The 22192-nt window shown below is 57.2% G+C and carries 23 protein-coding genes; 13 read left to right on the top strand and 10 right to left on the bottom strand.

The genetic code is table 11. From position 1 onward, the window contains the following. Positions 1 to 101: 101 nt before the first annotated feature. The gene (locus tag OHL22_RS00115; RefSeq protein ID WP_263331945.1) at positions 102 to 1139 is read right to left on the bottom strand and encodes a site-2 protease family protein; all 1038 of its coding nucleotides are present in this window, start codon (positions 1137 to 1139) and stop codon (positions 102 to 104) included. 174 nt (positions 1140 to 1313) lie between these two features. Here OHL22_RS00115 and uvrB point away from each other — a divergent pair, with 174 nt between their 5' ends. From uvrB to OHL22_RS00075, 8 genes are all read left to right on the top strand, one after another. Next, positions 1314 to 3305: an excinuclease ABC subunit UvrB gene (gene uvrB / locus OHL22_RS00110; protein WP_263331942.1), complete on the top strand. Its 1992-nt coding sequence runs from the start codon at positions 1314 to 1316 to the stop codon at positions 3303 to 3305. A 127-nt stretch (positions 3306 to 3432) separates the two neighbouring features. Next, positions 3433 to 3813: a response regulator gene (locus OHL22_RS00105; protein ID WP_263331939.1), complete on the top strand. Its 381-nt coding sequence runs from the start codon at positions 3433 to 3435 to the stop codon at positions 3811 to 3813. 142 nt (positions 3814 to 3955) lie between these two features. Continuing rightward, entirely contained in the window at positions 3956 to 4570 is a 615-nt protein-coding gene (locus OHL22_RS00100; protein WP_263331937.1) for a hypothetical protein, read from the top strand. Next, positions 4560 to 4970, top strand: a complete 411-nt coding sequence (locus tag OHL22_RS00095; protein ID WP_263331934.1) for a transcriptional regulator — start codon at positions 4560 to 4562, stop codon at positions 4968 to 4970. Before OHL22_RS00100 ends, OHL22_RS00095 begins: the two co-directional genes overlap by 11 nt. Before the next feature lie 52 nt (positions 4971 to 5022). Further along, complete coding sequence (gene creD, locus OHL22_RS00090; protein ID WP_263331931.1) at positions 5023 to 6432, top strand: cell envelope integrity protein CreD; 1410 nt, start codon at positions 5023 to 5025, stop codon at positions 6430 to 6432. 38 nt (positions 6433 to 6470) lie between these two features. Continuing rightward, complete coding sequence (uppS, locus tag OHL22_RS00085; RefSeq protein WP_263331929.1) at positions 6471 to 7274, top strand: polyprenyl diphosphate synthase; 804 nt, start codon at positions 6471 to 6473, stop codon at positions 7272 to 7274. Continuing rightward, positions 7271 to 8815: a B12-binding domain-containing radical SAM protein gene (locus tag OHL22_RS00080; protein WP_263331926.1), complete on the top strand. Its 1545-nt coding sequence runs from the start codon at positions 7271 to 7273 to the stop codon at positions 8813 to 8815. The genes uppS and OHL22_RS00080 overlap by 4 nt, the downstream gene beginning before the upstream one ends. Continuing rightward, entirely contained in the window at positions 8812 to 9348 is a 537-nt protein-coding gene (locus tag OHL22_RS00075; protein WP_263331921.1) for a hypothetical protein, read from the top strand. The genes OHL22_RS00080 and OHL22_RS00075 overlap by 4 nt, the downstream gene beginning before the upstream one ends. Before the next feature lie 6 nt (positions 9349 to 9354). Here OHL22_RS00075 and menC read toward each other — a convergent pair whose 3' ends face one another. From menC to mazG, 3 genes are all read right to left on the bottom strand, one after another. Then, positions 9355 to 10479: an o-succinylbenzoate synthase gene (gene menC / locus OHL22_RS00070; protein ID WP_263331919.1), complete on the bottom strand. Its 1125-nt coding sequence runs from the start codon at positions 10477 to 10479 to the stop codon at positions 9355 to 9357. Positions 10480 to 10575: 96 nt separating this feature from the next. Further along, positions 10576 to 11463 (bottom strand): GNAT family N-acetyltransferase, encoded by an 888-nt coding sequence (locus OHL22_RS00065; RefSeq protein ID WP_263331917.1) that lies wholly within the window; start codon positions 11461 to 11463, stop codon positions 10576 to 10578. Beyond that, complete coding sequence (mazG, locus tag OHL22_RS00060; RefSeq protein WP_263331915.1) at positions 11460 to 12422, bottom strand: nucleoside triphosphate pyrophosphohydrolase; 963 nt, start codon at positions 12420 to 12422, stop codon at positions 11460 to 11462. The genes OHL22_RS00065 and mazG overlap by 4 nt, the downstream gene beginning before the upstream one ends. A 147-nt stretch (positions 12423 to 12569) precedes the next feature. Between mazG and OHL22_RS00055 the strand changes: the two genes are divergently transcribed. Further along, positions 12570 to 13400: a prepilin peptidase gene (locus tag OHL22_RS00055; protein WP_263331913.1), complete on the top strand. Its 831-nt coding sequence runs from the start codon at positions 12570 to 12572 to the stop codon at positions 13398 to 13400. Between the two features lie 7 nt (positions 13401 to 13407). Here the strand turns inward: OHL22_RS00055 and OHL22_RS00050 are convergent, their stop codons facing one another. Both OHL22_RS00050 and OHL22_RS00045 read right to left on the bottom strand, forming a co-directional pair. Continuing rightward, entirely contained in the window at positions 13408 to 13965 is a 558-nt protein-coding gene (locus tag OHL22_RS00050) for a DUF1569 domain-containing protein (protein WP_263331911.1), read from the bottom strand. Positions 13966 to 14103: 138 nt separating this feature from the next. Continuing rightward, positions 14104 to 14931, bottom strand: coding sequence for a tetratricopeptide repeat protein (locus tag OHL22_RS00045; RefSeq protein ID WP_263331910.1), 828 nt, complete (start codon positions 14929 to 14931; stop codon positions 14104 to 14106). A 140-nt stretch (positions 14932 to 15071) separates the two neighbouring features. Between OHL22_RS00045 and OHL22_RS00040 the strand changes: the two genes are divergently transcribed. Together OHL22_RS00040 and OHL22_RS00035 are read left to right on the top strand one after the other, a co-directional pair. Beyond that, positions 15072 to 15560 carry an SET domain-containing protein gene (locus OHL22_RS00040; RefSeq protein WP_263331908.1) on the top strand — a complete coding sequence of 163 codons (489 nt, stop codon included), beginning with the start codon at positions 15072 to 15074 and terminating at the stop codon, positions 15558 to 15560. A gap of 105 nt (positions 15561 to 15665) precedes the next feature. After that, positions 15666 to 16148: a nuclear transport factor 2 family protein gene (locus OHL22_RS00035; RefSeq protein WP_263331906.1), complete on the top strand. Its 483-nt coding sequence runs from the start codon at positions 15666 to 15668 to the stop codon at positions 16146 to 16148. Between the two features lie 27 nt (positions 16149 to 16175). Here OHL22_RS00035 and OHL22_RS00030 read toward each other — a convergent pair whose 3' ends face one another. Beyond that, entirely contained in the window at positions 16176 to 16724 is a 549-nt protein-coding gene (locus OHL22_RS00030; protein ID WP_263331904.1) for a hypothetical protein, read from the bottom strand. A 107-nt stretch (positions 16725 to 16831) separates the two neighbouring features. Next, positions 16832 to 17746, bottom strand: coding sequence for a GntR family transcriptional regulator (locus tag OHL22_RS00025; RefSeq protein ID WP_263331902.1), 915 nt, complete (start codon positions 17744 to 17746; stop codon positions 16832 to 16834). Between the two features lie 115 nt (positions 17747 to 17861). Here OHL22_RS00025 and dnaX point away from each other — a divergent pair, with 115 nt between their 5' ends. Together dnaX and OHL22_RS00015 are read left to right on the top strand one after the other, a co-directional pair. After that, a complete protein-coding gene (gene dnaX, locus OHL22_RS00020; RefSeq protein WP_263331900.1) occupies positions 17862 to 20012 on the top strand; it encodes a DNA polymerase III subunit gamma/tau in 2151 nt (716 codons plus the stop codon). Between the two features lie 45 nt (positions 20013 to 20057). Further along, positions 20058 to 20384 carry a YbaB/EbfC family nucleoid-associated protein gene (locus OHL22_RS00015; protein WP_263331899.1) on the top strand — a complete coding sequence of 109 codons (327 nt, stop codon included), beginning with the start codon at positions 20058 to 20060 and terminating at the stop codon, positions 20382 to 20384. A 95-nt stretch (positions 20385 to 20479) separates the two neighbouring features. Here the strand turns inward: OHL22_RS00015 and OHL22_RS00010 are convergent, their stop codons facing one another. Both OHL22_RS00010 and OHL22_RS00005 read right to left on the bottom strand, forming a co-directional pair. Further along, the gene (locus tag OHL22_RS00010) at positions 20480 to 21124 is read right to left on the bottom strand and encodes a DUF6988 family protein (protein WP_377819854.1); all 645 of its coding nucleotides are present in this window, start codon (positions 21122 to 21124) and stop codon (positions 20480 to 20482) included. A gap of 70 nt (positions 21125 to 21194) precedes the next feature. Continuing rightward, positions 21195 to 21869: a hypothetical protein gene (locus OHL22_RS00005; protein WP_263331895.1), complete on the bottom strand. Its 675-nt coding sequence runs from the start codon at positions 21867 to 21869 to the stop codon at positions 21195 to 21197. Between the last annotated feature and the right edge of the window lie 323 nt (positions 21870 to 22192).

The raw sequence follows: 22192 nt of genomic DNA, 5'->3' as shown, positions 1-22192 counted from the left end.
GTTTCGACCTCAGATGTTGGGGGCATCTTAACAAAGGTACAGCGTACTATGCTCCGTCCTTTGCTCTATTTTCTTGTCAACATCTGTGCTAATTCCAAACCTTATTGGTTCGCGATTTGTACCAGATTGGCAGGCATCGCATGCAGCAGCACTGCCAGCGCCACCAACAGCGCGGCATAATACGCCCACGTGCTCCAGTCTTGCTCTTGTGGTCTGTCCCGGGTGAATAGCCTCCAGACAAAGCCAGCCGCGGCAAACAGAAAGATCGTCTCGCCGGAGTAAAACCACAGCGCCACGCACATCACCATCAGCACACCGCGCTCCATCGCTCCCAGCGAATGCGTCGCCTGCCCGCCATCCAGCACCCATACAGGAATCAGATTCAGTACATTCAGCACCGCGCCCGTTCGCGCCAGCGCCGCCCACAGCGGATCGCGTGTCTGCGCATAGATCAAAAAGCACACCGCCGCTGCAATCCATCCTGCTAGTGGCCCAGCCAGTGAGATCTGCGCGATTTGCTTCCGCGTCACCCCCATCGATGTCCAGCGCACGTACGCACCCAGCCCCGGCAGAAACACCGGCATCTCCGCCGGCAGCCCGCGTCTCTTCACATCGATGTAGTGCCCCATCTCGTGAATCAGGATGGCAGCTGAGATGCCCAGTCCAAATCGCCACCCGAACAGTGAGACATACAGCCCGATGAACAGCAGAAAGCTGAAAAGAAACTTCAGCTTCAACAGCACAAACAACAGAGACTTGATCTTCGCCAGCAACAGCACCAGCGGACCGAACGGCCCCAGCCGTTTCATCCATTTAGCCTGTCTTGCCGTCGGCTGTTTCTTCGCCGCCGGATCCGGCGGCGGTGGCGGATTCTGCGCCGCCTCCAGAGCCCTCAGCCGCTCCTGCACCCAACTCACCTGCTTCGACCCCTGCGGCAGCAGCGTCAGCGAATACTCCCACAGTTCGCTAGCCTGTCGAAAACTTCCCCGCTGCTCCAAAGCACGCGCATCCCGCGCCAGCTGATCCAGTCGGTCGCCATGTACAAGCGCGCTGCATTGCGGGCAGGCCAGTGCATCCAACGGCAGCTCAGCCCCGCAGTTGGCGCAGCTACGAATCAAAGAAGGAGTAATGACTGACAAGGATTCCTCAAGACGATCATACCGGCTGCATCAATGGTTCGGAATGCGCGCTTATTCTTTCCACTGGAAGCGAAGTCACAAACGATTCAGCAATTGGCACATCCTGTCAGCAGAGATGCAGAAGCACCTCAGGTATTCCCCTTATATTCGCCCAATCCGCTATACTCTTCTGATATGGATTTCCAACTGGTCACCAACTACAAACCCCGCGGCGACCAGCCCCGCGCAATCGACGAACTCGTGCAAGGCGTCGCCGCCGGAGAGCAGCATCAGGTCTTGCTCGGTGTCACCGGTTCCGGCAAGACCTTCACCATGGCCAAGGTCATCGAAGAGCTCAACCGCCCGGCGCTCATCCTCGCGCACAACAAGACCCTCGCCGCTCAGCTCTATAACGAGTTCAAGCAGTTCTTCCCATCCAACGCCGTCGAATACTTCGTCAGCTACTACGACTACTACCAGCCCGAAGCCTATATCCCCTCCGGCGACCTTTACATCGAAAAAGAAGCCACCATTAATGACGAACTAGACAAGCTGCGTCTCTCCGCGACACGCTCTCTCTTTGAGCGACGCGATTGCATCATCGTCAGCTCCGTAAGCTGCATCTATGGCCTCGGCTCGCCTGAAGCCTATTACGGTATGCTCCTGCTCCTCGAAAAAGGCCAGCGCATCCATCGCAAAGACATCGTGCGCCGCCTCGTCGAAATCCTCTATGAGCGCAACGACCACGACTTCCGCCGAGGCACCTTCCGCGTCCGCGGCGACGTCATCGAGGTCTACCCCACTTACGACGAAACCGCTTACCGAATCGAACTCTTTGGCGATGAGATCGAATCTCTCTCACAAATCGATCCGCTCTTCGGCACCGTCAAGCAGAAGTTCTCCCGCCTGCCCATCTATCCCAAGAGCCACTACGTCGTGCTGCCCGAGCGCAAAGCACAGGCCATTGAGACCATCGTTGCCGAACTCACTGACTGGGAGGCCGACCTCGAAAAGCAGGGCCGCATGGTCGAAGCCCAGCGCATTCATCAACGCACCCGCTTTGATCTCGAAATGATCAAGTCCATGGGCTACTGCCATGGCATCGAGAACTACTCGCGCCACTTCAGCGGCCGTCTTCCCGGCGAGCCCCCTCCGACCCTCCTCGACTACTTCCCGCGCGACTTCCTGCTCTTCGTCGACGAATCCCACGTCACCGTTCCGCAGGTCCATGGCATGTGGTTCGGCGACCAGAGCCGAAAACAAAATCTCGTCGACTATGGCTTCCGTCTTCCCTCCGCGCGCGATAACCGGCCGCTCAAATTCGAAGAGTTCGAGAACCGCATTTACCAAACCATCTACGTCTCTGCCACGCCCGGCCCTTTCGAACTGACGAAGGCCTCCGGAGTTGTCGTTGAACAGGTCATCCGCCCCACCGGCCTCCTCGACCCTCAGGTAGAGATCCGACCTGTCAAAGGTCAGATCGACGATCTCCTCGGCGAAATCCGCGACCGCGCCAAGCGCAACGAGCGTGTCCTCGTTACCACCCTAACTAAGCGCATGGCCGAAGATCTTGCCGGCTACTACACTGAAGTCGGCGTACGCTGCCGCTATGTGCACTCCGAGATCGAAACCCTGGAGCGCATCAAGATCCTCACCGGCTTGCGCAAAGGCGAGTACGACGTACTCATCGGCATCAACCTCCTCCGCGAAGGCCTCGACCTGCCCGAAGTATCCCTCGTCGCCATCCTCGACGCCGACAAGGAAGGCTTTCTCCGCTCCACTGGCTCACTCATCCAGACCATAGGCCGCGCCGCCCGCAACGTCGAAGGCCGCGCCATCCTCTATGCCGACAAGATGACCGACTCCATGCGGCGCGCGATTGATGAGACCAATCGCCGCCGCGAAATCCAGCATGCCTATAACGAGGAGCACGGCATCACGCCGCAATCGGTCCTAAGCAAGGTCGAGAACTCCCTCGCCGCGATCCTCAAGGCCGAATACGGCGACCCGCTCGAAGAGGCCACCGAAGGCATGCCTGAGTTCAAGTCCCAGGAAGATCTCGACAAGTACCTCACCGCCATGGAAACCGAAATGCGCGAAGCCGCGAAGAAGTTCGAGTTCGAAAAAGCCGCCAAACTGCGCGACGCCATCAAAGAACTGCGCTCACGCGAGTTTTTGTTTGGATAGACAACTTGAATTGGCTCACTCACTCCTGCGCAGGCAACCGTAGCTCGTCCATCTACATCTGATTTTTTGTGTACTTCTGACCACAGAAGTCATTGCACGCGGGCCGGGTCGCGTGGTTTTGGGCTCTATGGATTCAATTCTGTTAGTGGATGACAACCCCCTGCGTGCCTCCATGCGCAAGACACTCCTGGAAAGCAGCACCCCAGCCGTCTTTCGCGCCGTTGATGCCGCCGATGCACTCTGTCTCATTGAGTCGCATGAGTTCGCGCGCAATCTTGCTCTTGTCATCACCGGCCATAGAATGACCGGCATTTCCGGTCCCGAATTTGTCGCCGAGGTTCGATCTCGCCTACCCCAGGTTCCTATTCTCGTTCTCAGCCTCATGTCCGGCGCCGATCAGCTATACCTATCCATTCCCAACGTCTTCATCTCACAGAGCGATTCTCCCGAAGAACTCCGGGCCTTGGCCGTGCACATCATTGGCGTCGGCCATCGCCAGACCGCCTGATTTCGATTTCCCATCCGGAAATCGCATCGCACCTATCTGCTCTCACCTTGCGTCCCCCATCGCAGTCCAACCGTCTGTGAATAAAATCTTCATTGACATCAACCGGTTTCCAATTTACTTTGCAATGTAAAGTGAGCGCGCCATGGACAACCTGAATAAGGCCCTGCTCGATATCCGCGACATTCGCACCCAAATGGCCCTAAGCACCCAGTTCCGGGGCTATGGGCCGGCCACGCTTGTTGCCACCAGCTGTATCGCTCTCACTGCCGCCACGCTCCAATCTATCTGGATTCCCGACGCCCTCCACAGCACCTCTGTCTATCTGGGCATCTGGGTCGCCACGGCGGTTGTATCCGCTTCCCTCATCTGCATCCAGATGTTCGCCCGCACCCGCCGCATTCACTCGGGCATGGCCCAGGAAATGATCCGCACTGCCGTCGAGCAGTTCCTGCCTGCGATCGGCGCCGGCGGTCTCACCACCTTTGTGATCGCACGTTTTGCCCCCTCCGCCGTCTGGATGATGCCCGGCCTCTGGCAGGTCATCTTCAGCCTGGGCATCTTTGCATCCTGCCGTTTCCTTCCCCGGCTTACCATGGCCTGCGGAGCCTGGTATCTCGTCACTGGCCTTTATTGCCTCTCTCTGGGCGATGCCCGCGCTCTTTCGCCCTGGGCCATGGGCATCCCATATGCTGTCGGGCAGTGTCTCGTCGCAGCGATCCTATTTTTCAACGCACCGGAGAATGCTGATGAAGCCTGAACTGAACTCCCCTGAAGGCCGCTTCGCCTATGAGGGCCGCTTTGCCTATGAGGGTTTGGACCGCGTCATTCACGAGCGCGCCCGCCTCAGTGTCCTTACCTCGCTCATCACCCACACCAAGGGCGTCACCTTCAACGATCTGAAACAGCTTTGTTCTCTTACCGACGGCAATCTCAGCCGCCACCTGCGTGTCCTCGAACAGGAAAACATCGTCGAGATTGTCAAAGGCCACGAACATAATCGTCCGCAGACCCTCTGCCGCATCACTCCCCATGGCCACAAGCGCTTCCTCGAATACCTCTCCACGCTGGAACAGGTTGTCAAAGACGCTGCTAAAGTCAGCAAAGACGAATCCCCTTCCCCTGCCCTGCCCAACGGTCTCGCCCCCTCGCGAGCCTAAATTTTTTTGTCCGCTTACTTTGCATTGCAAAGTTAATTGAAAGGATAACGAAATGAGCGAGTTTTCAGTCACAAACCCTCCCATACAAATCAAATTTGGTTCGCGTTCTATGGGAGTCAAGCTTGTCATCGTATGCGCCCTGGCCCTTGTCATGGCCATCCCCGCATTCTTCGTCGAATCGATCGTGAGCGACCGAACCAGGAATGCAGAAGAAGTAGTACAGGAAGTCAGTAGTCACGTTGGTGGAAAGCAAACCTTTCTGGGACCCACACTCGCAATTCCCTACACGATTCCGCCGCGGTCCAAGACTGATTCCCCCACCCGCGCTGTCTATTTCATTTTCCCTGCGGAAGCAAATGCCGAAATAGCTACAGCTACTCAAGAGCGACAGCGTTCACTCTTCCGCGTTTCCGTATTTCAGGCAAGCCTGAATATGGGCGCTACTTTTGATCTCTCGCACTCGCTGTCCTCTGCTCCCGAAGGAACACAGCTTGATTGGGATCATGCGGAAATTCTCGTCGGCGTTTCCGACCCTCGCGGCGCTCTGGCCGACGCTACACTCAATGCAGGCGGAAAGACGATCACGTTTACGCCCGCACAAACGGCCTCAGACCTCATCTTCGGAAAAGACACCGCTCAATCCCTCAGACTCACACTCTTCGGAGCCTCGATCAATGGGCTAGTCAGGCCAAATGCCCAATTTCAGCTCTCAGCCAATATGAACTTCTCCGGCGCGCAGCGTATAGCCGTCCTCGCATATGGCAAGACCACACATGTTTCAATGCAGGGTGACTGGCCAAATCCAGGTTTTGATGGTGGCTTTCTTCCAGTAAGTCGGAATATCTCCACGAATGGCTTCACTGCTCAATGGACCATACCCTACATAGCTCGCGGAGTCCGCGCCGAGAGCACAGACATTTCTACCCTTGGCCTCGAACAAACCTCTCTTGGAATTTCTTTCATTGAGCTCGCTGATCCATATCAGTCCGTCAACAGATCGCTCAAGTATCTACCCTTGTTTCTAGGTTTGTTGTTTCTCACTTACTTCCTTTTTGAAGTGACCTCCCGCAAGCGCGTTCATCCGGCGCAATACCTTCTTGTTGGCATCGCGCAGATCATCTTCTACCTGCTCTTACTTTCGTTCGCCGAGCGAATCGGCTTCGACTTTGCTTTTTTGATTGCAGGCGTCTCCACTGTCATTCTGCTCTCGCTTAATACAGCGTGGATCTTTGACTCGCGTAGGCAAGGAATCCGCGCATTAGCAATCCTCGCACCGCTATACGGCCTTATCTACACACTGCTGCGACTCGAAGACAATGCACTGCTCGTGGGCGCTATCGCTAGTTTCCTCGCCATTGCGGCAGTCATGTATTTCACGAAAAGAATCGATTGGTACAGCTCACTTCCACCGAATACTTCTCCCCAATCCGCATCTTCATACACTCCATCGGGCGTCATCTAGAACCCGTACTTTTCACTTGTTTCAATAGCGAGGAATCCATGACCACCTCTTCTAAAATCACGCCCATCAACTTTACATCGCAAAGCAACCGCAGCCTCCACGTCGCCATCATCATGGATGGCAACGGCCGTTGGGCTGCGCGCCGCAATCAACCACGTGTCTTTGGCCACCGCGCCGGAGCCTCCGCAACCCGCAGCGTCATTGAGCGCGCCTCTGACCTGGGCCTCGCCTGCCTTACGCTCTACGCCTTCTCCTCGGACAACTGGCGTCGCCCCATCTTTGAAGTCGACCGCATCTTCTGGTTACTCCGCGCCTATCTCCGCAAAGAAGCAAGCAATCTCCGTGATCGCGACGCTAGGCTCCAGATCATAGGCCGCCGTGATCGCCTGCCTCTGCCGCTTCTCCGCGAAATCAGCCGCGCAGAATCCATCACCGCGCAAGGCAGCGGCCTTCATCTCCGCGTCGCCATCGATTACTCTTCGCGTGATTCCATCGCTCGGGCCGCATCGCTTGCCTTCCGCTCAGGACTGCAATCAACATCATCCGCCCAGATCGCTCGCCGCATCGACCGTGAACTTACAGGCGAATGTGGTCCCGTAGATCTCCTCATCCGCACCGGCGGCGAACAGCGCCTCTCCGACTTTCTCCTGTGGGAAGCCGCCTACGCCGAGCTCTATTTCACCCCACGCATGTGGCCCGACTTCACCGGCGACGACCTCGAATCTGCACTCCACAACTTCCACCATCGCGAACGCCGCTTCGGCGCACTCCAAACCATCCCGCAGGAACCGTCTTCTTCCCCGTCCAAATATCCCGTACCGCTCACCGGAGCAACACAATGAGTGAAAGCTTCATGGATCGGCTTATCTCCATCGATTCCCTCTCCGCGCTGAATTCAGACGGTCCGCGACATTGCGCCCAGTTGCTTCCCCCACGCAATCACCCGCTCAAGATCAAGTTCATCCTGCCTGCGCTGACCGAAGCGACAAGTCCATACTGGCGCCCCATCAAGTACTCGCTCTTTCCGCCGCTCGGTCTTGCTACTCTGGCCGCATATCTTCGTCCCGATGATGAGGCCATGATCGTTGACGAACACGTGGAACCGCTCACCCTCAACGATGCGCCCCATCTCGTCGTCATCCAGGTCTACATCACCAACGCCTATCGCGCCTATCGCATTGCCGATCACTATCGTGCCATCGGAGCCTTCGTCTGCCTCGGCGGACTACACGTTACCTCACTCCCGCATGAAGCAGCGCCCCACGCCGACGCGATCTTTACCGGCCCCGGTGAGCAAACCTTCCCTGCTTTCCTCGCAGACTTCCGTACAGGCTCACCTCGCCACATCTACAGTTCCAACTCCGGACGAACCCTCGAACGCGTTCCCCCCATCCGGCGCGATCTCATACACCGTAGCTACTATCTCGTTCCTAACTCCATCGTCGTCACCCGTGGGTGTCCCCAGCACTGCGACTTCTGCTACAAAGACGCCTTCTTTCAAGGCGGACGCGGCTTCTACACGCAGCGCGTCGATGATGCTCTGGCTGAGATCGACAGGCTTCCTGGCCGCCACCTTTATTTCCTCGACGATCATCTTCTCGGCGACCGTCGCTTTGCCGAATCGCTCTTCGCGGGCATGCACGGTATGCGCCGCATTTTTCAAGGCGCAGCTACAGTCGATTCCATCCTGCGCGGCGATCTCATCGAACGCGCCGCCGAAGCTGGCATGCGCAGCATCTTCGTTGGTTTCGAAACTCTCGCGCCTGAGAATCTTCGCCGCAGCAACAAACGTCAGAATCTCAACCGCGATTACAAAGCAGTGACCGACCGCCTGCATTCGCTCGGCATCATGATCAACGGCAGCTTCGTTTTCGGCATGGATAGTGACGACCCCACTGTCTTTCGCCGCACCGTCGACTGGGCCGTCGAACACGGCCTCACCACTGCCACCTTTCACATCCAGACGCCCTATCCAGGCACGCGTCTTCATGCGCAGATGCAGCGCGAGGGCCGCATCATGACCAACAACTGGGATCTCTACGACACGCGCCATGTCGTTTATCGCCCCGCGATCCTCGACGCCGAAACCCTGAAGGAAGGCTACGACTGGGCCTATCGCGAGTTCTATCGTTGGAGCGCCATTGCTCGCGCATCACTTCATCACGGCACACTCAAACATCACTTCAAGCACTTCTTCTATGCTTCTGGATGGAAGAAGTTCGAACGCCTCTGGGACCTTATGATCCGCGCTCGCCGCCTCAACCGAATGACGCCAATGCTCGAAGCCGTTCTCTCTCGAATCACTCGATCGGATCGTGCCGCCAGCCTCACAGATATAACTTCTGCGCCATCTCCGGACGCAACCCCTGAGCGCATCGCATGAACCCATACACGCACACCGGAGAACATCTACGCGCCATCCGCATCTGGCTCGCCACGTTCATCATTGGCCTCGTCCTCAGTGGTATAACGGCCTTCCCCCTCGAATCCGAACTTCACTGGTTTCTCGGCCTCCTGCAAACGAACACCTTCAAGCCCTTCGCAGAATCGATCCACCTGCTCCCCTGGGTCGATCGTGTCTACACCGCGGAGGCCGTCACGAATCGCCAATATCCCTTCCTCGCCTACGGCACAGACTGGCTCGCCTTCGCACATCTCATTATCGCCATCGCCTTCATCGGACCATATCGCGATCCCATCCGCAACCGCTGGCTCTTCGACTTCGGCCTCATCGCGTGCGCCGGAGTCATCCCGCTCGCGCTCATTGCCGGCCCCATCCGCGGCATTCCATTTCCTTGGCGTCTCATCGATTGCAGCTTTGGCGTCTTCGGCTGCATTCCGCTTCTTCTCTGCAAAAAACATCTGCGCGCCCTTGAGGAAGCGCAGATCGCTACTACTTCTCCCAAGTTGTCTTGAGCGAGTCTAAGCCACCATCACCGCTGTGCGAATCTCATGCTTCCGCACCGTAAGCCGCTCCACAAGATCGGTCCGTACTTCATACCCACGGCCCGGCGTATCCGGAATCACAATCTCACCCTTCGGCGACACCGTAACCTCAGGCTCAATGATGTCCTCAGCCCAATACCGCTTCGAAGCCGACACATCACCCGGCAGCACATAATTCTCCAGCGTCGACACAGCAATGTTGTGCGACCGCCCAATGCCCGACTCCAGCATCCCGCCGCACCACACCGGAATCCCCCGCTCATACGTCGCGTTGTGTACTGCAATCGCTTCCGAGAATCCGCCCACGCGCCCCAGCTTGATATTGATAATCCGGCAAGACTCCATCTCAATCGCCGCCAGCGCATCGCGCCGGTTGCGAATCGACTCATCCAGACAGATCGCTGTGTTCAGCTGCTTCTGCAGCATCGAATGATAGTAAAAATCGTCATGCCACAGAGGCTGCTCGATCATCAGCAAATCGAACTCATCAAAGGTCGCCAGATGATCCGCATCCTTCAACCGGTAAGCTGAATTCGCATCCACGCTCAGCGTAATATCCGGAAACTTGGCCCGCACCCGCTCCAGCACATTCACATCCCAGCCGGGCTTGCACTTCAGCTTGATCCGTTGATATCCCGCCGAAACCTCGCGTTCAATCACATCCAGCAGCTCCGGAATCGACGACTGAATCCCAATCGAAACACCGCATGGAATGATCTCTCTCGTCCCGCCCAGCAACTGGCTCAGTGAAATGCCTTTCCGCTGCGCCTCCAGATCCCAGATCGCATTTTCCAGCGCAGCCTTCGCCATGCGATTGCCGCGTACCTGCGCCAGAATTCGCGGACACTCCCCGCCATGCTCCGGCGAAGCCCCCGCCAGTGTAGGCCCAAGCTCATCCACAATCACCTGCCAGCACGTGTCCACTGACTCTTCAGAAAAATGCGGATGCTCACCCGCCGTACATTCACCCCACCCGACCAATCCCTCGGAATGAATCTCCGCGAGCACAATTCGACGATTGCGCGTTGTGCCAAAACTGGTTTGAAAAGGCCGTACAAGCGGCAGATGGAGTTCTCGTAGGTATATAGCGTCAATCTTCATGTTGGCTCAGTCCTGAACTGCTGATATTCATCCCCGCAAACCTTGCTCTCACGGTGACTTGCTATGGCGAAAGAGAGAAATCTCCCCAATCTCCGCTCAAACGCGTGATAAATCCGCTTCGACTCCGTTTTCTTCTCTACTTGCCGGCTGAACTTCTGGCCGCATTCCTGGTTCCGTCCATCGGCCCAGATGATAGGTTCCGTTGCCCTCGGCATCGCGGGAAAACCCAATCACCGCCAGTCCCGCCGCAAACGCCTTCTGAAATTGAAGCCTGTTCTCAGCTTGAACCTTTTGCGCCAGATGCCGCTGCTCATCGTCAGCTTTCCACGCATATATCGCCGCCGGCACTTCAATCTTCGGCGGCAATCCCTGGTGCAAGTCTTCGAAAACAAAGCCCTTTGGACCTTTTTGTGTTCCCTGGATCGCTGCCGTCACCCTGGGAGACAGAAGCCACCACTCGGCCACCAACCGGTCCGTCTGCAGCCCGCCTTGAAGACGAGATGAGGATACACCATAAAAATTCTCCTCATAGTGCCGAACAATCGCACCCAGCTTGTGGATATTGAGGAAAGCGTTCTTGATCTCCACCGGATCGAAGGTCCACTCCATCCGTTCGAACCCGCGTGCAATCGCGTCTTCGCGCTGCGCCAGCTTGAGCCTAGCCCCAATACTTTGGTTACGATACCCCTCCCGCACCGCCAGCATATGCGAGTGCAGATAAGGCTCTGGCTTTCCCGTCCGCGACTCAGCTCCGGTCTTCACCCCCGGCAGTCCAAACGCAAACCCGATCATCGAGCTCGCATCGCCCGGATCATCCGCGCTCTTTACGTCAAACGCGCCAATCACCTGCCCGCCAATCTTCTTGGCCACCAGAAAAACCCGCCGCGGAATCACATCGCCGTCGTTGTAGCCCCAGACCTCAATCTGCAAATCCACGCAGGCCTGCAGCTCATCAAAGCCCTTGCACTCGCGGATTACAATCATCCCTTCACTCCAGCCATCGCCGTCCCATCCATCTGCTTCAGCTTATCTTTCGCCGCAACCCAAAGCACCTCAAGCTCCGCCGGCTCCAACTCATTCAGTGGCCGACCAGCCGCTTGCTCCATCAACCGGAAGCGCTGTCGAAACCGCGCATTCGTACCACGCAACGCCATCTCCGCATCTACACCCAGATGCCGTCCCAGGTTCACCACCGTAAACAGCAGATCGCCCAGTTCGCCTTCGATCTCGCCATGCCTGTGAGCCGCATCGGCCGGCAGATCTGCCGCCTGCACCAGTTCGCCAGTCTCTTCCTCAAGCTTCACCAGCAGATCGCGCCAGTTGGTCCAATCAAACCGGATCTTTGCCGCCTTTGAACCCAGCTTCGCCGCCTCGGCCAGCGCCGGTTGCGCTCTCTGCACCTGGTCGAGCAAAGATTCATCCACAGTCGACTTCTTCTTTTCCGCCTGCTTAATCTGCTCCCAGTTCGCGAGCACCCGCGCCGCCGAACCATCCACATTCGCGTCCACCCTCACGCGATTTCCGGCAGCCGCCGACGCAGCCTCTCCAAATACATGCGGATGCCGCCGTATCAACTTTCGATTCAGAGTCTCAAGCACATCCGTAATTTCGAACCGCCCATCTCCCGGAGCCATCTCGCTTGCCATCTGCGCATAAAACAGTACTTGCAGCAGCAGATCGCCCAATTCTTCGGTCAAATGAGGCCAGTCGCGGCGCTCGATCGCATCCAGCACCTCGTACGTCTCTTCTAATGTGTATTTGCGAATCGTATCGAAGTTCTGTTCGCGGTCCCACGGGCATCCACCCGGCCCACGCAAACGAGCCATAATCGCCACGGAATCCGCAAAAGCACCAGCCGCTTCGCGGTACGCGTCCGCTTCCGTCACCACTTCCGCCGCCGGGGCATCGTTCTCCGGCATCGTGGGAGTCGTTCCAGGCTCCATGCTATTACTGTAACCTGCCAGTGGCAGCAAAACGAAACTCTGTCCCGCACCGAAACAACACTGCCGACCCGATCACACACCGCGTCGAAGGAGCAAGCCATCATCATTACCGACGCATTTCAGCTCACTGTAACTCTGTTCGCTTTTTTGCTGGGACTAGCCTTCGGCAGCTTTCTCAACGTCTTCCTCATCCGCTTTCCTGAAGAAGAGAGCTTAGCCACACCACGATCCCACTGCCGCCACTGCGATCACACCCTCGCCTGGTGGGAGAACATCCCCGTCTTAAGCTGGCTCATTCTTCGCGGACGCTGCCGCCAATGCCGCGCCGCCATCGGCATCCGTTACCCAGCCATCGAGTTCCTCGTCGGATTACTGTGGGCCGCATGCTTCTTGAATGCAAAGCCGACGGATTATCCCAGCCTCAGTGCCAACATCGCCCAAATCTTTCTCGAAGCCATCGGCTTCTCGATCCTCTGCTGGCTCCTCGTCGCCCTCGCCGTTCTCGACTTCGAATACCTCTGGCTTCCCGACGTTCTCACTCTCCCCGGAACGGCTCTGGGTTTCGCTTTCACTCTCGCCCGCTTCTGGCCTCATGAGCAGTTCCGTGAACTCCCCGCCATTCTTCATCTCGCCTGGACATCCATCCTCGCCATCCTCGCGGCCACCGCCATCGTTCTTCTCATCCGGCTTCTCTATTGGATCGTCCGCCGCCAGGAGGGCATGGGCCTCGGCGATGCCAAGCTCATGGCAATGCTCGGCGCATGGCTGGGCCTCCAAGGCTCTATCGAAACCTTTATTCTCGCCATTTTTGCGGGGAGCGCCGTTGCCCTCATCTGGCTTCTCGCACTCACGTTCCGTAAGCAATCCGGTGGATGGTCCACTCTGTCGCTTCCCTTCGGCACAGTGCTCTGTGCATGCGCCCTGCTTGAGATCTTTTCTCCGCACTGGTTAATGGGTAATTGGCAACTTCTGATTTGAAAGAAAATCAGGATTCCGTCTTGGCCGCACTCGGAGCCGTCTGCGCCTTCGCGTATCGAACCGTCGCCCTTAACTGCGCCAGGTGATGCCTCGCGTGTACCGCGTGATACCGTCGCCACTCGTCCACGCGTAGTGCTCCATACACAGGATGCTCTCCGCACACTTGTATCCCGAACTTTTTCCGTGCCTCTACCAGGCACAGATCCATCTGTTCGGCCATGCGCAGAAATCTTCCAGCAATTGCCGGCCCATCCTCCGCTGCAAATTCTTCGGGGCGAAATGCACGTATCGCTGGAACGCCTTGAGGCATGTGCCCAAACGCTATCGCTTGCATCCGCACAAATGACTGAAGTACGCCTCGGCGATGCTTTGGCGGCTTTCCCGACTTCAGTTGTTTTCCGACACTCGCAATCGTCTGACAGTATGTGAGCATTAGATGCTCCATGATCTGCTGGACAGACCATCTGCCGGGGCCAGGCAGCGGGGCAATCTGGGCTTCATCCTTGCTCACATTTGCGATTTGTTCAGCCAGGGGTTCCAAGGCAGACTTCAACACAGGATGCATGCGTATCCGCGTAAATCATCCCTTCTTTATCAGTTCCCAAGGCGAACTTACAATGACGCACGGTGATAGGTGCAGCAGGATATGTCTGTGAAAATCTATTAAGAAGAAGTATATAGAACTAATTTCTTATAGTTGCCGCTATTTTTTACTCAGCCCGGGCGAATTCAGCTTGGCTTCCACTTCCTCAAGCGCTTTGCGCGCCTCTTTTCCATGAGGTCCACCCGGATCGTAGACTAGAAGCAGCTTGTAATGCGTATCAGCCTCTTTCAGCATCCCTAAGTGCCGCTCCGCTTCGGCCAGTCCCCACACCGCATCCGGATTTTCCTTATCCGCGGCAAACGCTGAGGAAAATCGCGACTGAGCCGCTCGCCAGTTTTTGCTTTGAAGATAAAACTTCCCTACATTCAGATCTTCCTGCACATTCTCTACAGGAACAGGCGGCCTAGCTTTCCCCGCATCGGGAGCAGGCACATCGTTCACGCCAGACAGGCTTGAGCTGAATCCATCATCCGATCCGGCATCGCCCGCATAGTGCCCCTGCCCATCCGGCGACCGTACCGGATCTCCCTCGGAATCACGATGCCCCGGCGTACCCGAACCCGCGCTACGGCCCGTTCCGGAAGCACCCGATCCCGATGTACCCGTACCCGGCTCGGTTGGAATAATAGGCGCATTCGAGTCTTCACCCGGAAACGGATTGTCGCTCGACTTCTTCGGAGCAGCTTGATCCTGCGAACCCGCCGCAGGCTTTCCCGCATCCGGCTGCGGAGCCGGTGCCTGCGGAGCCTCGCCAGGAAATGGATTATCACTCGTCGGCTTTTGGCTTTCTCCGCTAGAACTCTGCCCGCTCTGCGCGACTCCCAACACTCCAGCAAATACCCACACCGCCGCGGCCAACACAACCAGCTTCCCGCTGCTCATCAGCGTCTGCTTTGCCGCACTCAGAATGATGTACTTTCGCCGCATGATTCCAATCATCTCCGCTTCATCTCAGACATCGCTTTTAACGTGCTGCCATCAATGGTAGGATGCGTTCTTAAGGCATCGCAGGACACATCTCCGATCTCTTAAACACTCCCCACCGGATACCGCCTCACACACAGAATATGGGATTGATCGTTCGCTCGTCAGCCATCCACGCCGCCGGTTGCTACACCACTACGCCTGTCCGTAAAGGCGAGCGCGTCGCCGAATACACCGGCCGCCACATTTCTAAAGACGAGGCCGACAAGCTCTACGTCGACTCGCCTGTCACCTATCTCTTTGGACTCGGCGAAGGAGACATCGTCATCGACGGCTTCTGCACCGCCATGTTCATCAACCACAGTTGCGACGGCAACTGCGAAACCCGCGAAGATGATGACGGCCGCGTCTGGGTCATCGCCCTGCGCGATATCCGCGCCGAAACCGAAATCACCTACGACTACTGCCTCTACGACGGCGGCGACGACCCCTGCACCTGCTACTGCGGCGCATCCAACTGCCGAGGCTCCATGTATTCAACCGGTGAAATCCGCCGCCGCAAAGCCGAGGCTCGCAAGGCAGCAAAAAAACGCGGCAAGCGCAAAGCCGTCAAAACTCGCACCCAACGCTGATGCCGCGTTAGCACAAAGAGGTTGTCCCCGGTCTCGCTTCTGAGACGGAGGCAACCTCTTAATCCTTGGCAAAAGTCCTTCCTCAGCGGTTTACAATCCTCATCCATGACCCCAGCACGCACGCTCTTCCATTCCGCGCTTGCCGTAGCCTTTCTCGCATGTGCCCTGCCGTCTCCGGCCGCAGTTGCGTCAACACCGGAAGAAGACGCCGTCCTCGCCCCCGTCCATCAGCTATTCAACGGCATGTCTGCCCATGACGGCTCAGCCATCAAAGCCTCCGCCATCCCCGGCGCAAACATGATCCTCATGCGCGACGGCAAGCCTCACCAGATGACGATCGAATCCTTCGCCGACCGCCTCAGCAAGCCCAGCCCCGACGGGAAAGACACACCCATCGAAGAGAGCATCCACGATCCCCTCGTCCGCATCGACAACGACCTCGCCGTAGTCTGGGCTCCCTTTGAATTCCTTTCCAACGGCAAAGTCGACCACTGCGGCACCGACCTATTCAACCTCATCCGCGTCGATGGCAAATGGTTAATCGCCAGCGTAGCCGACACCGGCCGCAAAGACTGCCCAGCACAATAACCCCTACTTGCCGGGAGCCGTTCCCTGCTACGGCGTCTGTCCAAGAGGAGTCGCATGCAGCGGCTGGATCTCTCTTGAAAGTGCACCGCGGTATTCGAGTTTCACTTGTCTGTGGCCTCGCGGGCGAAAGATCGAATCGCAATCTGCACTCGGCTGGCATGACGCATCCGGTGAACGCATTAGAAGAGTCATCATCAGAATCTCGGGCATCTGCTTCGGAATTTGGAAAATCACAAACTGATCGACATCGTTGCCATCAAGATAAGACAGCTTCAAAAAGTGATTCCGCCTACGTTGCTTGATCGTCTCAATCAGAACCGCTGGCGCCCATCCCATATGCACCGCAACTTCCTTCGTATGTTCAAACGCCTGGATCTTCTGAAAGGGAATTTCCAAATTCCCCCCTGCCGACTCAAACACCAGCTTCTCCGAATCGGTCAGTACCAACCGCCCCGCCGCTCCCGGCTTGACATGCGTCACACTCCCGCTCTTGAACACCACTCCGCCACCGTCTTCGGCATACAGCGGTAACAGCGATACGAATAGCAACAGCACGAAGAATATCCTTCTTGGCATTGATCCCCTCCAGTGTTTCTCTGGTGGAGAATCTACTCATACCTCAATCCGTCATCCATTCGCCTTGTGTCACTTTCGCAACTGTCACATCGGCAATCGTCCACAGCTCAATCCATCTGCGCCAGCAATAATTCCCGGTATCGCCGCAACTCTTGCAGCGATTCCTCCGAGACAACCGAAAAGGAAATTACGCCGCGCCGTCCTTTGAGTTCTGCCGCGATCAATCCATCGCAAACCACCACCGCTGCCGCCTCCAGATCCTGCAACCATCCAGGCTCGCGCGCGTCCCGCACTACAAGATTTTCCGAATCAAATCCCGCCGCCACCAGCATCGTCCGGCAGGACCGCAAAAACTCGCCCCAACGTGATGCCACGCCGATCAACAAGTCAGTCGGTGCAGGTAGATAACCTGTCAGGCTCTCCGGGATCGAGCGCACTTTCAGCGTCAAAAAATCTATTCCCTGCGGCAGCGCTGCTCTAACCATCTCGCTCTTGCTGGGCAATACTACCGGAAATGCTCCAACCCACCGCGCCATCTCCTGCATCTCTTGCAGCGAACAACCGGCAGTTTCCAGCCCTGTCGTCTCAATCTCAGTCATCAAAATTCGCCGCAACTCTTCATCCGGCTCAACAACCAGCACATGATCTGGTGGCTGCATCGACATCCATCGCTGCATCCGCGCTCTCACATCCGCCAACGGCACTCCTATTTCACGCGCTGAACGAAACACCCCAGCGATTAAACTGTCCAGCATCAACTCAGGCCGCTCGGCTGCTTCCGGTTTCTTTTGCTGTACATATACGCCGCTCCCATGCCGGACTTCTACCCATCCCTCGCGCTCCAGTTCCCGATATCCCGCATTCACCGTGTTTGCGTGCAGATGAAATCGCCGTGCCATCTCGCGAGTGCTCGGAAGCCGTCGCCCCGGCTCCAATTCGCCAGATACGATGCCAAAGATAATCTGCGTGACAAGCTGCTTATGTAGCGAAACCTCACCATCGCGTGCAAACCAGAACCGCATAATGCAGCCACTCTATCAGTCACACGCTCCCCGCGCTCCGTGCTTGGTTTTCCACCAGCCGCAGCCGAGCACGCCATCATCCAACCGTTACAATCCATCTGGGAGAAACCTCACAATGGGCTATCAGGTACTGGCGCGCAAATACCGTCCCCAGCGCTTTTCGGACGTAGCCGGCCAGGACCACGTCACCCGCACCCTCACCAACGCTCTCACTCAGGGACGCATCGCCCACGGCTACATCTTTTCCGGCCATCGCGGCATCGGTAAGACCACCATCGCCCGCATCCTGGCCATGGCCCTCAACTGCCGCAATACCGTCGGCTCACCCGAGCGCCCGACCGTTGAGCCTTGCCTCAAATGCCTTCCCTGCCGCGAAATCTCCTCCGGCGGCAACGCCAGTGGCGAAGAAGCCCTCTCGCATTCCTTCGATTTCATCGAGATCGACGCCGCCTCCAATCGCGGCATCGACGACGTTCGCTCTATCATCCAGCAGGCCGAGGTCCGCCCCGCCCGCGACCGCTACAAGATCTTCCTCCTCGACGAAGCGCACCAGATCACCGACGCAGCCTTCAACGCCATCCTCAAAACCCTCGAAGAGCCCCCCGACTGGGTCATCTTCATGATGGCCACCACCGAGCCCGAAAACATCCCGCAGACCATCCGCTCGCGCTGCCAGCACTTCAGCTTTCACGCCGTCAAGTTCGACGATATCCTCGGCCAGCTTCGCGCCATCGCCGAGCACGAAAACGTCGCCACCGACGAAACCGCGCTTTCCCTGCTCGCCGAGGCTGGCGACGGCTCCATGCGCGATGCCCTCTCCATAATGGACCAGGCCATCGCCTCAGCTCCGCTCGAAAACGGCCGTCCATTGCTCAATGGGGAACAAATACGCGAACTCATGGGCTCCGTCCCCAACGCCGTCTTCGAGCGCCTCATGGAGTCCGTCAGCGCACAGGACACTGCAAAGCTGATGGAGGATCTCGACAAGCTCCTCAGCGTCGGCAACAGCCCTTCCGCGCTCGCCCGTCAGCTCGTCCGCTACTTGCGCAACTGCCTCATGGCCAAGCTCGGTGGCGAAAACACCCAGCTGCTCGCCATCGCGCAGGATGAGCGCTCCCGCGCTGCTCGCACCGCCCAGCTCTTCACCGAAGACGACCTCACTCGCAATCTACAGATCGCCCTGCGCACTTTCGACGACCTGAATTTTCGTCAGGAGCAGCGCTTCCACCTCGAACTGGGCCTCCTCAAGCTCATCCAGGCCCAGAAACTCCTCCCCGTCGAAGAAATCCTCAGCGGCATGGCCTCATCTGCCTCGCGCCGTCCATCGACTCCAGGCGGCCCAGCCCCGGCCCGCACCTCACCGGATTCATCCTCCATCCGGCCCGCAGCACCGGTGCAGCCGCGCCCTGCGACGCCGTCTTCGCCGACTATCTCACCCTTCGGCAACCCGCGCTCCGCACTCTCCAGCACATCTGGGCCAACGCTCGGCCCCATCCCAGTCCCCGACCTGCCGCGTCACGCGCCAGAACCCGTTTCCGGCCCTACCACGGCGACCACAGCAGGCGCACTGGCTCTTGAAATCCCCGAACAGCCCGCCATCGCTCAAGATCTAGCCGCATCCGCTCAAGAGCCACCAACGGCTCAGGCACAAATCGCTGAATCGGTTCCCGATGACTCGCCGCTACCGTCGCCTGTCCTGCCCCTGGAGACATCTTCTTCCAGCCCTGCGAATGAAACCGCCGTCGAAATTTCGACATCTGCCGAAATCCCGGAGGAAGCAGGAAGCTTCAGCCCCCTGAATGAAGCCCCCTTAAACGAACGGGCTTTAGCCCCGGCGAAGTTTCCGCCGTTGTCCGCCGCACCTCAACCGGCAGCCGCGCCGGACAATCTCGACGCCATCATCACCGCCGTCGCTCAAGCCTTGGCGTCCGGCGGCCACGGCACCGCCGCCACTCTCGTTGAGGGTGGTAAATGGGCCATTGAAGGTGGAGTCGTCCGCATCGAAGTCGACTGCAAAGCGAAGATGATCAAACTCACCTTCAACGCAGTCGCCGAAAAGCTAATCCGTCAGGGACTCACCGAATCAGGCGCGCCCACCCGCTTCATGATCCTCCCCGGCGAAGGCCTTGCCACTCCCGGTGCGGCAAGAGTCCGTGCACCCCTCGGCAGCATCGAACAGGAGGCGCGCAATAATCCCCTCGTTCTAGAAGCGATGTCTGTCTTCAATGCGGAGATAGTCAGCGTCATCGATTTGCGCAAGGATTAGGATCAAGAGAGGGCCAAGAAGTCCTCACGTACATCGGAGCTTGTCATGTTCAACCCACTCAAATTGCAGGAGATGCTTTCCCAGGCCAGCCAGATGCAGGAAGAGGTGCAGCGCAAGCTCGCCCAGACTGTCATCGAAGGCACCAGCGGCGGCGGCGCCGTCACCGCCACCATGAACGGCAAGAAGCAGCTTCTCAAACTCCACATCGACCCCGCCGCCGTCACCAGCCTCACCGGCAGCACCGCCGACGTAGAGATGCTCGAAGACCTCATCGTAGCCGCAGTCAACGATGCCGGCCGTAAAGCCGAAGAAGCCCTCCAGGGCCAGCTCAAAGGCATGTTAGGCGGCATAAATCTGCCCGGTATAAGCTGATCTACCCTTGGGCAATCAAAGCGCACACCGGATACGAACGCTGTTACTTCCTTTGTACTCACTCTGCTGATCAAGTGAACCGCGTTTCACAGGACTTATCTCATCGGAGCTTGAGCGTCACCGGCCATCTCGAAGCTCGCAAACAGTTCCGCTGCGCGAAGAGTGACCGACGCCACTTCGGATAGGTCATTTACATCAAGGTGCAGGGAGCAAGTGATGAGGGCAAGCGCGTTACATACGTTGCGAAGGCACATTCTATTGACGTGTGGGACTGTATCTTGTCCTGCATGCGGCCCCATGCGATGGGCGATCTGCATCAAGCCGCCATGCGTTAGATCATTCAGAGCACCTGTATGCGTAAATATGCGTCTTAGCAGGCCGCCTGCCTTGTGATGACCTTCGATGGCACCCATCATCTGGTCAAGCCCAGGCCACCCCTTGTCCTTGCCGCGCTCAGCCACCACGTTCTCAATATCATCTTCAGTTGCGACCAGCAGAAGCCATGTTCCTCGCACGGCACTCTCTACACAACTTCTCAGCAAGGCAGCAGCGCTTGAAGTTCGCGAGAAAAGGAGAAGCAGGCAGACCGACGATACATGTTCGGAAGTCACCTCATATAGCGAAGCTGAATAGACTCGACGGTGATCGATGGCTGTCCATTTATGGCCAGAAAGCTTGATGGTTTTCCGAAAATCCAGAACCCGATCAATATCTCGACGTAATGGGCCATGTTTCAACATCGAAGTGAAGATAACCTCTTGATCTCGATCATTGTTTTACACACAGGCAAGCGCGACGCTAGTCTGAAAATTACGACGATCGTTTATACAGGCGATCGTAACCTACCTCATAATCATCGGCTGAGACCCAATCGCGTGTAGTCCGCCAGATTTCGTCAATTCCGTCGGGGATTTGAATGTTCTGCATCATCGGGGGAATATCGTCTTCCCACAGATCTTCAGAGTAGAAATCGAGAAGAACCAATTTAATTTGTTTTTGGTACCTGTGAAACTTTTCTACGGCAGCATTGAGCTGCTCTTGGATTTCTGAAGGAATCCCTTCAATTGCCGCCTTCCGTTCAGAGCCGCCCAGGCCCATCGAACCAAACTCATTGATGGCGATTCCTTTGAAGTCCTCGTCTTCCTCGCCCGGTTCTATAGCTCTGAACCACCACTCGATCGGTTGACCCCTTTGAATCGGCAAGTCCGCTGGTGTGAGCAATGAGACCGCTTCGCCAATTTGTCTACCAGCATCCCTGATTTGCTTACCGCTCATGGCTCTTAGCTCAGCAGACCGTATCGACAACTTGTAACCAGCCTCATGAAAATGGCCCTTCGCGCCTTCCCATACCAAACCAGCAAATTCATGTCCTAGCCCATGTTGATAGATATAGGATTTCGGCCACACGACTGACTTTCGTTCAATCACCATTTGAACGCTTGTGCTTGTATCTGTTAAAAGCACTTCCGGCTCTTTCGGGGTCACCCGAAATCCTAACAACGTCCAGGCATTCGGTCAGTGCATACTTTGTTCCAGATATCTCGTTATAGTGCTTTACGAATGCGTCGAGGGCTCCGCCTCGCCATTCACACTTACCGGGGTCATCATAATGCGTGAACAAATGCTTCCTCCATAATCCCCGTGGCGTCAGGGTTCGAGCATGATCGCTATCGGTAATGATAAATGGGATGAGCAGGTCCTCCGCAGGAGGAGCAGACTGTTCCCATGAAGAAGCCTACGCAACACCTCATCGCAGAAGTACCCCGTAAGCGTGGCCAGGTAGAGCTGACGATCGGCATCGACCTTGG

The organism is Acidicapsa dinghuensis (assembly GCF_025685685.1).
In the GTDB taxonomy this organism is placed as follows: domain Bacteria; phylum Acidobacteriota; class Terriglobia; order Terriglobales; family Acidobacteriaceae; genus Acidicapsa; species Acidicapsa dinghuensis.
This window is presented reverse-complemented; position numbering and strand designations above follow the sequence as displayed.